The sequence below is a fragment of the Actinomyces johnsonii genome, from assembly GCF_006546835.1.
Taxonomy (GTDB): domain Bacteria; phylum Actinomycetota; class Actinomycetes; order Actinomycetales; family Actinomycetaceae; genus Actinomyces; species Actinomyces johnsonii.
In genome coordinates this window covers 1-13,907 of record NZ_VICB01000027.1, presented here as the reverse complement: position 1 = coordinate 13,907, position 13,907 = coordinate 1, and the positions used below count along the sequence as shown (strand labels likewise).

Sequence of the window (13,907 nt, the reverse complement as noted above, 5' to 3'; positions counted from 1 at the left end):
CACCCAACCCACCAGACACCACGACAGGATCCACCCGCCCGTCAGACTCCATGACGACCTCCGCATCTGATACCACAACACCGTGAACTGACAGACCTATGGTATCGAGATTTCATGTAGGTGGAGCAGTGCCGAGTCGGCGGTCCGCTTCGTCCTGGTGCGCCCGCTAGGGTAGAGGCACTTACATTCCGTGCGCGCGCCTTCGCCCGCACCCGGGGGTGGGGTTCCGGCACGGCCGGGGCCCCACCCCTTCCGGCCATCCACTCCTGCACAACACCATGAGTAAATTCGCCCTGCCCATTCCGGAGATGCCCCCCAGTACCCCGGATCTTTTTGAGGACCTCTCCTCCGAGCTTGTCCGCTCGGCCAGGGAACAGGCCATGCAGGCTCTCATTCTCGCCGACATCACCCGCCTGCCCACCCCGGCTTGCCAGGCCCTGACCGACGCCGTCTGGTTGGGCGAGTGGGCCGCTGACCAGCCTGTCGCCTACCCGGCCTCCCCCCACGCCGTCGCCGCCCGTCGCGCGTGGCGCAACGACATGCCCATGACGGCGTCCCTGCTTACCCACTCCGGGTATCTCCCCCACCTTGACCCCCTGCCGGAGCCCGACCGGTCCATGATCAGCGCCCACCCAGCCCCGGAGGGATGGAGTCATCCGGATTGGGAGATAGCCGCGGCCATCTACACGCTTGCCACGACCCTGCGCTCCGGCCTCAGGAGCTGGGGCGACGCCCCCATGGCTGCCGAGGCCGCGGCGGCCCGCTGGGGCAGGCGCTCGACGATCGCCCAGGCCGTCCTGGACACCATTGCCACGCTCCCCCACCACCAGAGCGTCATCATGTCCCACGGGCACAACGCCCGCTGGCAGACCATCGTCGAGGGTGGGCTCCCGCGGGAGGGGCGCGATGATCCTCCGCGATAGAGCAGCGGTTCTGCGCTACTGTGAAGCGGTGTCACGCCAGAGCAGCAAGCAGAGCATCAGGCCGCGAGACGGCGCCATCCTCCACGCGAATATCGATCCCGCTCTCATCGAGCACCTAGATCGAGCCCGGGCGATGGTGGGGGGCGTCACCCGCACGCGTTATATCTCAGAGCTTCTGACGCAGAGCATGTCGGAGGTCGATGAGCAGGGCGTTCCCACGTGGTGGGACACCGCTCCCCGGCAGCAGGCCCTCCCTCTGGGGAAGAACTAGGAGTGTTGTCTCGCAAAGCAGACAACAGTCATGTATGGTGGGGCCATGTCAATTCAGTCCATCTCATCCCGTGCACCGTTGTACGTGAACCTGGGCCCAGATCTTTCAGCGCGTCTGGATCAGGTGAGAAAGACGATCGGCGTATCCCGTACACGCTATATCGAGGAGCTCCTGCGCCGCGATATGTGCATGGTCGACAGACAGGGAGTGCCCAGCTGGTGGGATCGCGCTGATCTGCCAGAACCGTTCCCGACGGCGATCCATGCCGCTTGATAACTAAATAGATAAAGCGATGTGGCCCGGTCCCTGCCGGGGACCGGGCCACATTCAAGCCTTCGAGCCGCCCAACGCCTAGCAAGCAACGCGACTCGCAACCAACTCTCCAGCCACACAGGGGCCACCACGAGAACGAGGACCAAGAGGACCACGAACATGAGAACCACCACGAGAACGAGGACCACGAAGGCAACGGGGCTCGTAAACAAAAGGAGGTCTATGAGGTGAAACCTATGGGGCATATGAAAGTTTTTCCCTCAAAACCAGAGGCACTGGCAATGAAAGGAAGGGTGCCAACAATGAACTGCCGTCAAGAAGGACCGAGAGAACAAGAAGATCGGACCAGGATCACGGTGCTCTCAACAAGATCAAGATGCTCGCATCAAGATCGATGTGGTCAAACCATCAAGAAGCTCAAGGTGGTCTGATCCCATGGTAGCAGAGGTTGTCTCTGGTTGCACTCCCCGTTCAGTTACGGCTGTGTCGCGGACCGGTACGGGCGCGCCGCGTCGTCGACGCGTGAGCCGCCGGGCCGAGACCAGCACCCTGGTGGTGGCCGCTGCGGTTCCCGAGGGGTGCGGGGTCGCCTCCTCGCAGAGGGAGTGGCTGATGGCGGTGGAGCGGGCCGTGGATCGGGAGTCGTGGTACGACTCCCGGCGTCGCTCGGTGCTGCTGTGGGCCCGCGAGGTTGCATCGCACGTCGATATTTCCTCGATGACGACGAGGTACACCACATCTGACGTGCTGCGCGCCACGGGGCGGCGCTCGTCGACGACGATGAAGTCGTATCGGCGGTGGGCCGAGTCCCGAGGACTCTTGGCCGAGGTGGCGCCGGGAAGATCGGGGGTGTGGGCCCCGGCTTCCACCAATGCCTCCACCAGGCCCGATGGGACCGTGGTGGTCTCCAATGACGCGGCGGTCAGGGTTCTGCTTATCCCTCTGTCCGAGGCCGAGGAGATCCGCTCCCTTGCAGCGTGTGGAGGAAAACTGCCCCCCTCCCCATGTATGGGTAGAAATAGATCCCCGCGCGCACACGCGAAAGGTTCCATCAACAACTTCGAGCCGCTACGCGGCACTGAAACCCATCGCCTGGCCGCGGTGCGGCCAGATCAATGGCTTCCAGCCAATCGATGGCGCCCATGGTGGAAACGTGCCGTCACGAAAAGCAAGGACGAAGCAGTAGTTGCTTCCGCACGTCTACTTGCCGAAGACGTTCCTACCCTTCGAAGCACGACTGATCGATGGGTAGCCCACGTGATACGCCCCTTCGTCGCAGCTGGGTGGACCGTCGCCGATCTGCAGGAAGCCATTGACCAACGGCCCGACGGTCGTTCATGGACCTACGACCTGCGGGAAGTGCGTCGGGCCGAGTACTGGCTCAAGTACCGCCTGGACGCTTGGATCGATCACGGGACCGTGCTGCCCTCAGCCCGCCAGAAACGGGCGGCCGAGCATAAACGGGTAATGCTCAGGCGGGAGCGGGCCATCGCTCAGGCCGAAGCCGAGCGGCGCCGAATCGACTCAATCCCTCGCTCGCGCCTTCTGGCGGGGCGTCTCAAAGCCCGGCGTGCGTTGCTTGACGTTGCCGACTCCCGACGTCGGCCTGCTGCCCAAAAGGCCGTCGATGAGCTCGCCGCCGAGCTCGAGGCCACCCTGGCCGCCGAGAGCGCTGCCAGGGAGTTCCTGACTGAATCACTTCATGACATCATAACAGCTCCATCCCATGAGACTTCGACTCCGTAGCATCATCGAGTCGTTGCATCCGCTTTTCTGGGTGAGCAGCAGAGGAGGTGGACTCGCTTGGAACCAGCCCCTCCCCCGCTGTCAGTCAGCTCATGATGTATAGCCGGGTCAACTCGATCAGATCCCTGATGACCATGACGAGTGCGATGACGACCTCGCGTCAGGGCGGCCTCCCAGAACCGCCAAGTCGCTGTCAGAGAGGTTTGTTTTTCTTCGTCTCTTCTCCTTCGCGATGCGACTCGGAATCCCGCAGAAGATTTCATAATACTTAAAAGTCAGTAAAGCACAATATTTATATATCTCTATACCAAAATATCATAATACTGTGATGTCATAATTTTACTGCCTGCTGATGTTTGCTCAGGGATCCGGATGGTGCGCCTATACGGTTCCGTGACGCGGTGGTGCTGTTATGTAAGAGATTCGTGGTACTATGACGTTGTGAGGATCTCGGTTGTGAATACCAAGGGTGGCGTCGGTAAGACGACGACGTCGATGATGCTGGCTATGGCCGCGCACCGAGCCGGTCATGATGTCGAAGTCTGGGACGCCGACCCCCAGGGATCGGCCACTTTGTGGGCGATGACTTCCGAGGACGCGGGCGAGCCGCTTCCGTTCGAGGTTCGCGCCGCTAACGTCGCCCAGCTCAGACGTGTGGAGAGCAGTGGCAGGGTGCCCGATGCCGACATGATCATTATCGACACCCCTCCCGGTGATCCCGCGGTGGTGCAGGCCGCGATCGATGTCGCGGACTTGGTGGTGATCCCCACGCTCGCCTCCGGGCTGGATATCCAACGGGTGTGGCCGACGCTGGAGGCTTCCGCGCACCGTCACCGGGCCGTCCTACTGACGAGTGCTGAGCCGAGGACTCGCGCCCATACTGCCGTCGTCGACGTCCTGGCCGCGGAGGGGGAGCCTCTGTTCTCGACGGTGATCCCGCGTCGCCAGGGGGTGCGTGCGGCTTTCGGGACTGCGCCCAGGGAACTGTTCAGGTACGACGAGCTTCTCAAGGAGATCGAGGAGGTCATGAGATGACTGGTGGGAAGAAGAAGGACGACTCTCTGGCCGGGGCCATGAGACCGCGTCGCGAGGCGGCCCGGCCCGTGTCGGAGACCTTCAAGCGTCCCGGGGTGGTGGAGGGGGAGACCCTGCAGACTTCCGTGCGCCTGCCCCTGGACTTGCATAAGCGGGCCCGCTACTACTCGATCGACAGCGGAATATCCCTCAACCTCCTGATCGTCGAGGGACTGCAGATGAGACTCGACCGGGAAGAGTAGCGCGGGCCCACTTCCTCGCTGCTACGCATCACGATATTTGCATATTTTCGTATGGTGGGGCCGTAGTGTCATGACACTACGGCCCCACCATACGAAAATGCTTTCGCTGCGCGCCGAGTTCACTTGGATTCCTTACCCGGCTTGGTGACGACGTCGCCGTCGGTGGTGGTCATCCGGACTTTACCTGCGGGCCAGGTAGTCGATCCCTCGACCGGTTTACCGACGTCGGGCGGGGAGTCGCCCTTACTGGCCTTGATGTAACGATGCTCGTAGTAACCCGTGGCGGTCTCGCACTGCTTCTGCTCGGCTCGGTGACCAGTGCGGGTGTCGACGCACAGGTCCTTGTACTCCTGGGTGACGACATAGGGCCAGATCATCAGGGTCGCGACCGAGGCTGCTGCTACCGCGCCCGCGGCCCAGGTCAGAATGCGCCTGGGGGTCCAGGGACGTCGGGCTCTGGAAGAGGTGAATGAGAAAACCCGTTTCGTCCCCTTCTCATGCCGGGTGCGCTCGGGAATGGTGGCGTGGAAGGACGGAGTGCGGGGGATATAGCGCAGAAGATCCTGTGACGCTCCGGTCCGGATACGCTCGTCCTCGCTCAGCTGGGTCACCGGCAGATCCGTGGTGGGGGCCAGGGCGAGGGAGGTCGGACGGGAGGCGAGCATGAGGGAGCGGTTGTCTAGTGCCAGCGGCTCCCCGGTTCCCTGCAGGCGCTCCTGAAGGGTTCCGGGTCTTCTCCTACGTTTGGGCAGCAGGTCCTCGGGAAGGTTCCCGGGCTCTCGAACCTTGCTCTTCTCCTCCTGGGAGGTATCGGCATAGAACGCCTCGGCCGCCTCTACCGCATCGGGAGCCGGTGATGATGGAGGGGAGAAGGTGAAGAGGTCTCCCAGGGAGCCGGCGTGCGGGGTCCGGTGCCCCTTGGCCCTGCTTCTGTGTCTTCTGCGGGTCCGGCGGCCCGCGGTGGTCGTGCCGAACAGATCCTCTGCGCTCAAAGTGGGATCGGTCTCTTTATGAGGCACCTTCTCGGTGGCCGATGGCACCTTGTCGCTCCGGAAAATCGGAACATCCTCGGCGGGGGGAGCGGAAGGCTCTCTGGGAGGATGACCAGGATTCGGAACCCGCCTCTGCGGCGATGCCGTGGGAGCGATGGAAGGCGGGATACTCGCGGGCGAAACGGCGTGTGCTGGCCGGGATCTGGGCATGATGCTGGGGGGCAAAGCCGGGACGTTTCCGGAGCGCCGCGTGAAGAGAGACGGGGTGAGGGTGTTTCCCGCAAGGACATTGGTACGGGTGCTCTCATAGCCGTCTGCGCGCTCGTCGGTGACGCTCACGGGCAGGAATCCCCCCTTGGGAAGGTTCGCCGCCTGCGCGGAGACGAGGGACAGCGCGGCGGCGAAGGCATCCTCTGTGGGGCCGGTGACCGCTCGGCCGTTGAGGGTGACTCCCCGGGCGGTGAGGTTGATGCGGACGGTGGTAGTGGTGCCGCTGCCTGCTGCACGAGACATCTGCTGCCGTCTCCCTCCCCTGATCCGCTGTGTCGTGCCGGCGCCAGCCTAGAGGCGGAACGGGCAGGCGGTATGACCGGGGGGAGCAGGGGAGGGCCTACAGAAGTCGACCTCTCTGCGAATCGAGCTCCGGTAAAAATTCCCCAGGTACCCGGGTACCTCGGGTAGTCCACCCCATTCGTGCAGACCGATTATGTGTTGCTCGGGGTGGAACGCGCAGATAGCCTCCTGAGATAACGCCGGAATTACGGAGCCTGTTCCTGTGCGCCCAGAGTATGACCAGGGGTTCGGGTACCGGTCCTACCACCATCAGAATCGAGCCCATCCCTATGTCCTCCCCGGACGTGCTCACACGCACCTACACAGCGATCGTCCATCCTCGGGACGCTGAGCGCCGTCTCGAGCGCCAGGTGCGCACCGTCAGCCGCGGCGCGGCTGCCTGCGTTCCACTGCTGACCCGTGCCGTGGCTCATCGCGCGTCCGGCCCCGAATGGATCGGTGCATGGAGGACAGCGGTGGGGGAGGACGCACCCCGGCTGGCGTCTCTGATCACCGCTTCCTGGGTCGGTGTCGAGATCAACCCGCCGCTGTCGGCGTGCCTGCCCGGGGGCAGCCGTCAGGCTGAGGAGATCGTCTCGACCAACCTGCGTCATCTGGGGCTCGATGAGGACGAGATCTCCAGATTCGTGTCCGACCAAGTCGTTACCCGTTCTCCCGTCCTGACCGACGGCGCAGTATGGGTCAGTTACCTGCCCGATGATCTCTCGTCGGGGGAGACCGTGGGCTGGGAGAAGCTCGACGAGCGTCTGACAGGGCTTCCTTCGCGGGCGCCCTCGGGGGCGCTGAGCATCCCCTGCGCCAACGTCATGTCGCGCGGCATGGGACAGGGGGATAAGACCGACCCCGTCGCCGTCGCTCATCGGGCGGGAGCCCTCCTGGAGGCCCTGGAGGACACCGGTCTGACCACTCTGGGGGACCTGGCCGGGCGACTCCTTCCCGATCCGGAACCCGGATTGTCAACGGGAAAGGCCCTCGAGCTGTGGCTCTCCCAGGGGCTGTCGGGACGTGCACCCGCCCCCGTCCTGCTGTTGCGATCCGGGACGTCCGATACATCCCTGGACGAGGCGGGGCGCGAAGGGGGCTGCTCCCTGCGCAGGGCGCTGACGACCAAGACCCGGCAGTGGTCCACGACCTGGAACAAGCGCGCCGCCGAGGTCAGGGCCGCGAACGACGGCGCCCTGGTGGCGGGGACCCGAATCGGCCGGGCCGTCTGCGCCGCCACCTCCATGCCCTACTCCTCCGGCCCCTACACGGACGTGCTCATCAATGCTGCTCAGGGGCTGGCCTCGCACCGTCAGCGCCTGCACGCCCGCTCCCGCCAATGGGCGCGGGCAGCGTCGGAGCTGAGCAGAGCCGAGGCTGCCGCTGATAGCGCAATCCTGGCCGCTCTGGACGCTGCGGCCGCGGACGGCGGCTGTGAGATCACCCCCTATGGGCCCGTCCTGTCCCATCAACGTCGACAGGAGCTGGCGGCCCTTGTAGCCGACCTCCTCGAAAACGGTTCCCACGAGTGCACCGCTCCCCGCTCGACCGGGCGGGGAAGCACCCGCAACTGGCTGGAATGCTGGCTCATCGACCATTCCCGCCTGTGGGAGTCCGATGGGGGAACCGGCCTGGGGCTAGCACTAGGCGTCCACGCCGCCCGCACCCACCTGGCCGGGTTGGGGATCCCCGTCTTCGAGCGCCCAGATCCGGTTTCCAATCCGGTAACCCCTACCTACTCCCGTGGCCGGTGGCGCGGCCGGGTGCGCCCCGACGGGACCGTGACCATGACCGTGACCGACGATGACAGCCGAACCGGCTATACCACTATCGCCCTAGGATGGTCATCTCGCCGTATCACCCGCGCTCTCGACCTGTCCCTCAGGAAGGAACCGCGCACCGGCGGAGCCTCGCCTCAGGTAGACACCACCAGCCTCATAGAGGCCGAGAGTGGGGCCGTGGAGACCATCCCGACAACCAGCCTCAGGGCCGCGGCGTTCACCATCGCCCCTGAGAACCGAGGACAGCGCACCTCCTGGAGGATGCGCCTGCTCATCGGCCGGCCTCCTTCCCCCGCCACCGGACCGGCAGATGGGGAGGACATCACGGTCATGGGGGTCGCACTGAGTACCCGCAAGGATGCGACATGGACGACATGGCACACTCTTCCTGGGGTGCGTGCGTCTGAAGGTATCGACGTCTTGCCCAAGGATCCCGGAGGGGGAGTACCCCGACCAGCTCGTCGAATCTCCGCTGCCGGATGCGGACCGGTTGAGTTCGCCCACCCAGTCCACGAGGGCACCATCCGTCTCGGCGATCCCCAGGGGGACCGGGCCACCGAGGACCATGACCAGGCCGCTCTGGGGATACGGGACGTACTGACCGGTCTGCTAACCCCCGGACCTCCTCGAACTGGTTCCCGACGCACCTCCCTGGTGGCATGGTCCACCCGGACCCTGCGGGCCGCCCTGACGGCGCAGAGAACCCTTGTCGACTTCATCTCCACCACCGATCAGGGCCGGGCCCGAACCCTTCTGCAGACCCTGGACAGCCAATGGCCCCTGTCCGACGATGAACGTGCCTCCAAACCCTCATCCGTCTGGGGGCGGCGCCGTGCCGCCGTCAATCAGGCCATCGCCGCCAAAGGACGCTCCCTCCTTCCCGGAGGTGGGCAGGGACTGTCCCTCGAGCGCGCCGCCGAGCTCGATGAGCACCTGGAGCTCATGCATGCTGCCGCTACCGCCCCCACTCCTCGCAGCCACCGCGCCGTGCGCCGCGCCCCCGACGGACTCGGAGCCGCCATCGCCGCCCGCCGCGATCGACTACGCGCAGCGTGGGCGCGCGAGCTCGCCTCCCGTATCGTCACGACCGCCCTGAGCCAGGACGCCGCCGTCATCTCCCTGGCATCCCCGGCCGAGAGCGAAGGACGTCTGCCGGCTCATGCGCACAAAGACGTGCTGCGGCATGTGCGCAGCCTCGCCCGAGAGCACAGCATCCGCGTCATCACCGTCAAGGCCCCCTCCCGGACCCACCCCATCACCGACGCGCCCCTGCCCCTGGTCGTCGCCGCCGTCCCCGTCGAACAGGCCATTCGCATCTATCGCAGCGACCCTACCTGGAGACGCCTTGCGGCCGCCGCCGCGGTCAACCCGACAGCCCACCCCCTCACCGCCCAGGCGCAGAAGGTTCTCGCATCCTTGGACGCCGAGCAGCGCTCGGCCGAGGACAGGAGGACTTGGGTCCTCAACACCAAGAACCTCACCCTCCACCTGCCCCACCCCCGCGGGAGTCACCTTGCGGCCGTCGCCGTCTACGAGCGCATAGGGGACGACTCCACCTCTCAATCGCCGTCGGCAGCGCTGAGGGAGGCGGGCGGTTTGCGCCTCCCTGGTCTGCAGGACCGCGACGTTGTTGTTGCCTCCCACGCGGCCAGGAAGGGGATCCGGCTCCAGATGGCCGCGGGACGCCCTTGCAGGGATGATTCCCTGCTTGAACGCTTCTAAGGTCTTCCTCCAGGATCATTCAGGTGATTCAGGGGCAGGGCCCGGTAGCCTCGCGCCCATGGGCCACCTCCGGTGTCCCAGTATCTCCGGGCCGTTGTCGTGGAAGGCGTCCCGCCCCGCACCCCGGGAACCCGATGGGCGGACGCGAGGACGCGGCGCCCGGACCCCCGCATCCGCGAGGGGACGACGACCCTCGCCACCAGGGTCCACCACGGGCCCAGTCGGGCTGAGCGCCCGGCCGGGCCCGCGATCGGTTTGTCCTGTCCGGGCTGTTGCGAGCGCCCCACCTGCGTCTACCCTGGGGCGCGCCCAACGGTACGAAGCCGGATCGGAGAAGCCCTGAGTGAGCGCTGCACGATTCCTCCCCTATGCCGCCAGCCTCCTGCTGGACTTTGCCTACGCGATCATCGCTGTCTGCGCTCTCAGCCGGAACACCTGGGCCAGCCCTCTGAGAACGCTCGCCTGTCTGCTCCTGTGCGTCCTGCTGGTGGCTTCCACCTGGTGGCAATCGCGTTTGGAGGCCCCTAGTGGTGCAATCCAGCGCTCATGCGTGATCGCAGCCGCAGGATCTGCGCTCTGCGTCATCGGCTCCCTGGTTCTCTCATCGTGGGCGGTCGTCTCGGCCGGAGCGACCCTCATGGCGGCCGGGTGCGTCGGTGCGGTCCACGCCTGGGTGCGGCGCGACCAGCCGGATTCCCACGTGCCCGGCAGCCCTCATAGGCAGCACTGAAACAGCAAGCCGATCCTATGTATCCACCGCCCTAGTAGACTCCTTGCCCATGACCGATCGTCTCCGGTGACATGCGCGCCGGAGTTCGGTTGTCAGTAAGGGCGCCAGAGGAAAGGAAAGGCTCAGGACGTGAACGCCGTCGACTCAGTTCCCCTTGACGACGAAGCCGTCACCAACGCCTTCACCGATTTCGACGTCATCGACATGCGCGTCCAGAACGACCTGTCGATCCGCATCGACGAGGACGCCGTCACCTCCGTCGAGCAGGTCAACACCGTCTACAACAGGGACCGCTCCGACGGCGACCAGATTGTTCTGAACCCTGCGATGGCCGGAATGATCGCCGCCATGGCCTACGCAGGTCGGATCTACGAGGACGGCGACCTGGTCCCCCTGCGCGCGGTCGACCCCACCGGAACCTACTGGTTCGTCGTGCGCGCCCAGTTCAACGCCAGCCTGCGCGATCCGGACGGGGAGCGTAACTACCGCTCCGTTCCGGAATCCGTGGCCGCCGAGCTCATCTCCGATGTCGACTACGAACGACTGGGCCTCAACGAGACTCTAGGTCCTCGAAGCAGCGGAACTCCATCGGTGGTCCCATCGGCTCCCTCGCACCAGGAAGAACCCGTCAGCGCCGAGGAGCTCCCGGATCGTCCCGGTGAACCCATCGCCCCAGCGGCCGTCTCGCCGCTCCCGGCGCAGGAATCCGTCTGGAGCGACAGCCGATCAGACCCCGCGTCGGCATCTCCTGCTTCCTCGTCTGTGGTGGATGACAGCCCCGGTGGGTCGTGGGGTGGGTGGTCGGCGTCCCAGGATGAGTCGTCCACTGTGCCCGTGCCGGTGGCTCCTGCAGGTGGGAGTGGCGGTGCCGGTGCCTGGTCCGTCCCGGTGTCGGAGGATCCCCGGTCTCCTGCTCGTTTCCAGTCCTCTCAGTCTGCTCAGTCTGCTCAATCTGCTCAGTCTGTTTGGTCGGCGCCTTCGGCTCAGTCTGCTCCGGCCGTCCCTGCTCCGGATGGGCGGGAGCCGGTGGTGCCGTGGGGGAGTGATAGTGCTGTTTCGGGTCCTGAGGCCGGGGGTGGCAGTGAGGATGCGGTTCCGACGGCTCCTGTGTCGGTGCGTTCTGTGTCGGGTCAGGATGGGGTAGGGGCGCAGGCCCCCGCCTACGGGGTGAATGGCCCATCACCTGCTCAGGTTCCGGCGCAACCGTTCGCACATCCCCCTTCGCAAGGTTTGGGTGGGAATCCCTTCCCTCCTCCCGAGACCCGTCAGGAAACGCCTCAGGACCGCCCCCCGTCGACCCCGCAGGGCTACTGGCCCCAACCCGTTCCCGCCGCCCAGTGGGACAACAACCCGGTCCAGGCGCAGGGGCCGGGTGGGGCTCAGGAGATCCCGCCGCTTCAAGCAGACGGCAACCAGCTCCACCCCTCTACTGGCGCAGGGGCCGGGTGGGGCTCAGGAGATCCCGCCGCCCAGACGATCCCGCAGGCCACCGTTTCGTCGGGACCGGTATTCCCAACCGTCCCCGGCCCCCTACCTATGGGACAGGAGCGTGAAGGAGACATCCTGCCCAGCGTCTCAGGGCAGGGGAAACCGGAGAGTAGTAGCAGAAAATTGCGGATCTCTCGTCGCGCAGTCCTGTACACGGGAGGAGCCGCCGCAGGGCTCGTTGTTGCGGCCGTGGCGGCCAGGGCTCTCCAGAGGCGTCTCTCCGCATCCCCCACGCCGTCGGCCTCCAGCACCACCGACCAAGCTACCCAAGGACCTCGCCCCAAAGGCGGATCCGTCTCCCTGCCGGCGAAGACCTCTCCCGAACCCCTCTCCGAGAAAGCCGTTTGGACTCAGAGGATCAAGGAATCCACTTCGCCCCTCGCCGTCAGTTCCGGTGCCCTGGTACTGACTCCCGACTCCAAGATGGCGGCGATCGGGGAGGACGGGACAACCGCCTCCAGCATTGATGTTCCGGGCAATGCGCAGGCACTGATCCTGGGAACCTGGTCTGGCAACCCTGCGGTATGGGTCGACTGCCAGGACAAGATCCTGTGTGTTCCCCTCACCGGGCTGTCCCTGGGGAGCCCCACGAGCGTGGACGTCCTCGCCGGTTCCACCGTGACTTGGGTCGGAGGCTCTCCCCTGATGACTCTGCCCAGTGCCCAGGCCGCGGGCGTTGATGCCCAGGGGTCCTACACCGTCGACGTCCCCAGCGGATATGTCGCCACCACAGCCGATGACAAGGGTCTGCTCATGCTCGATGGAGCCGGGCACTGGAAACTCGTCTCACGATCGGGGCCGCTCAGCGAGGGGCTCGTGAGCGGCCCCAAGGACGCGTCGTTGACACTCATTCGCACCCTGACCACCAGCCAGGTGCTCCTGGGATGGTCGAACAGGAGCGTGACCGTATTCGATATCGCTGGCAAGGAGACCAAGGCATCCATCGACTCCGTCGACGCCTCCGCGATGTCCGGTGAAGGGCTCAACGAGTTCGCCGGTACCGGTATCTGGGCGCTGAGCACCCTCGTCATCAACACGGAGAAATCGACGATCTCAAAGGCCCAGTTCCCTCCCATCACCTATGACCGCGCTTATCTGTACGGCCATGTGGAGAACGGAGAGGCATGGGTCTACACCACCATGGCCGCGGTCTCGGGCAATCCCTTGTCCATCGCGTCGAACTCCCCTGCCATCCCCTGGGGAGGAAGTGACGCCCTGTCTTATGCCGTCGACACCTCCGACAGCGGATGGGCCGTCTACGCGCTCAAGCACTAGACCATCGCGCCAGGATTGACGAGTTCCACGTTCTGCAGAAGCAGCGGATATCCCCATGGCTGCTAGATTGCGAAACAGTAAACCCCGACCCGACCCTCCCCAGGAGCTGACCCAGCATGAAGTCCTCATCGATTAGGCGTAAAGGAAGTGCAGTCGCCTTTACCGCAGTTGCCGTTGCGGCCACAGCACTTCCCTCCATGGCCTACGCGGAGGAGGCGCCCGCTCCCGAAGCAGAACGTCCTGTCGCCACGCCGGCGGACAACACTCCGGACAAGGACAAGAAGGACGAGGGGCAAGGGCCCCGCGGTCCCAAGCACAGGAAAGAAGATCCCGAGGAGGACTCCCCGAAGGACGCCGATCGGGACGCCGAAACGCCCGGGAGGCCACAGGGCGGCGCCCAGGAGGACCGCCGGGAGAATCGGGATGTCGGTGAGGACGAACCGGGCACTCCCGATGACCGAGCAGCGGAACGCGGCGCCGAAGACCAGGAGAACCCCGCTCCCGCCCCGGATGAGGGGCGAGATGGGGACCAGGACGATCCCGCTCCTGGCGATGAGCGCGAGAGGGACCAAGAGGACAAGCGCATCGTCGCTGAGGACAAGACCGCAGAGATCCAGCAGGGGTCGAAGGCCACGATCGACATCGCTGGCGACAACAAGGACGTTCAAGTCAGCATCGTCGGTCCGACCACCGTCGATCAGGGAACCTGGAGCGTTGATAACGGCAAGATCACCTTCACCCCGGCCAAGGACTTCGTTGGCGACGTGAGCACTCCCTACAGGGTGACGAACCCCGATGGGACCACGAGCGAAGCCAGAATCAAGGTAACTGTCAAGCCCAAGGAACAAATCGAGCCTGAGCAGCCTGATCGTCC

12 protein-coding genes are annotated in these 13,907 nt (G+C 65.3%); 10 read left to right on the top strand and 2 right to left on the bottom strand.

Going from position 1 to position 13,907, the window contains the following annotated elements; genetic code table 11:
- The first annotated feature begins 278 nt into the window (after positions 1 to 278).
- From FK256_RS13810 to FK256_RS13800, 3 genes are read left to right on the top strand one after another with little or no spacing between them, the layout of a single operon-like run.
- Complete coding sequence (locus FK256_RS13810) at positions 279 to 923, top strand: hypothetical protein (RefSeq protein WP_141425148.1); 645 nt, start codon at positions 279 to 281, stop codon at positions 921 to 923.
- Positions 924 to 951: 28 nt separating this feature from the next.
- The gene (locus FK256_RS13805; protein ID WP_141425147.1) at positions 952 to 1,194 is read left to right on the top strand and encodes a hypothetical protein; all 243 of its coding nucleotides are present in this window, start codon (positions 952 to 954) and stop codon (positions 1,192 to 1,194) included.
- 45 nt (positions 1,195 to 1,239) lie between these two features.
- Positions 1,240 to 1,467 (top strand): hypothetical protein, encoded by a 228-nt coding sequence (locus FK256_RS13800; RefSeq protein WP_141425146.1) that lies wholly within the window; start codon positions 1,240 to 1,242, stop codon positions 1,465 to 1,467.
- Positions 1,468 to 1,838: 371 nt separating this feature from the next.
- On the opposite strand, the gene FK256_RS13795 is transcribed toward FK256_RS13800, so the two are convergent.
- The gene (locus tag FK256_RS13795; protein ID WP_021604969.1) at positions 1,839 to 2,378 is read right to left on the bottom strand and encodes a hypothetical protein; all 540 of its coding nucleotides are present in this window, start codon (positions 2,376 to 2,378) and stop codon (positions 1,839 to 1,841) included.
- Positions 2,379 to 2,724: 346 nt separating this feature from the next.
- Between FK256_RS13795 and FK256_RS13790 the strand changes: the two genes are divergently transcribed.
- The 3 genes from FK256_RS13790 (at position 2,725) to FK256_RS13780 (ending at position 4,490) form a co-directional block, all read left to right on the top strand.
- A complete protein-coding gene (locus FK256_RS13790; RefSeq protein ID WP_141425145.1) occupies positions 2,725 to 3,213 on the top strand; it encodes a hypothetical protein in 489 nt (162 codons plus the stop codon).
- A gap of 456 nt (positions 3,214 to 3,669) precedes the next feature.
- Entirely contained in the window at positions 3,670 to 4,248 is a 579-nt protein-coding gene (locus FK256_RS13785) for a ParA family protein (RefSeq protein ID WP_009234708.1), read from the top strand.
- Positions 4,245 to 4,490, top strand: a complete 246-nt coding sequence (locus tag FK256_RS13780) for a hypothetical protein (protein WP_141425144.1) — start codon at positions 4,245 to 4,247, stop codon at positions 4,488 to 4,490. The genes FK256_RS13785 and FK256_RS13780 overlap by 4 nt, the downstream gene beginning before the upstream one ends.
- A gap of 119 nt (positions 4,491 to 4,609) precedes the next feature.
- Here the strand turns inward: FK256_RS13780 and FK256_RS13775 are convergent, their stop codons facing one another.
- Positions 4,610 to 5,995: a hypothetical protein gene (locus tag FK256_RS13775; protein ID WP_141425143.1), complete on the bottom strand. Its 1,386-nt coding sequence runs from the start codon at positions 5,993 to 5,995 to the stop codon at positions 4,610 to 4,612.
- 329 nt (positions 5,996 to 6,324) lie between these two features.
- Between FK256_RS13775 and FK256_RS13770 the strand changes: the two genes are divergently transcribed.
- From FK256_RS13770 to FK256_RS14475, 4 genes are all read left to right on the top strand, one after another.
- Positions 6,325 to 9,540, top strand: coding sequence for a hypothetical protein (locus FK256_RS13770; RefSeq protein ID WP_141425142.1), 3,216 nt, complete (start codon positions 6,325 to 6,327; stop codon positions 9,538 to 9,540).
- Positions 9,541 to 9,883: 343 nt separating this feature from the next.
- Positions 9,884 to 10,270, top strand: a complete 387-nt coding sequence (locus FK256_RS13765; RefSeq protein ID WP_141425141.1) for a hypothetical protein — start codon at positions 9,884 to 9,886, stop codon at positions 10,268 to 10,270.
- A gap of 129 nt (positions 10,271 to 10,399) precedes the next feature.
- Complete coding sequence (locus FK256_RS13760) at positions 10,400 to 13,033, top strand: hypothetical protein (protein ID WP_141425140.1); 2,634 nt, start codon at positions 10,400 to 10,402, stop codon at positions 13,031 to 13,033.
- A gap of 197 nt (positions 13,034 to 13,230) precedes the next feature.
- Positions 13,231 to 13,907 (top strand): Ig-like domain-containing protein (locus FK256_RS14475; RefSeq protein ID WP_141425139.1); only part of this gene is annotated, 677 nt, incomplete at its 3' end.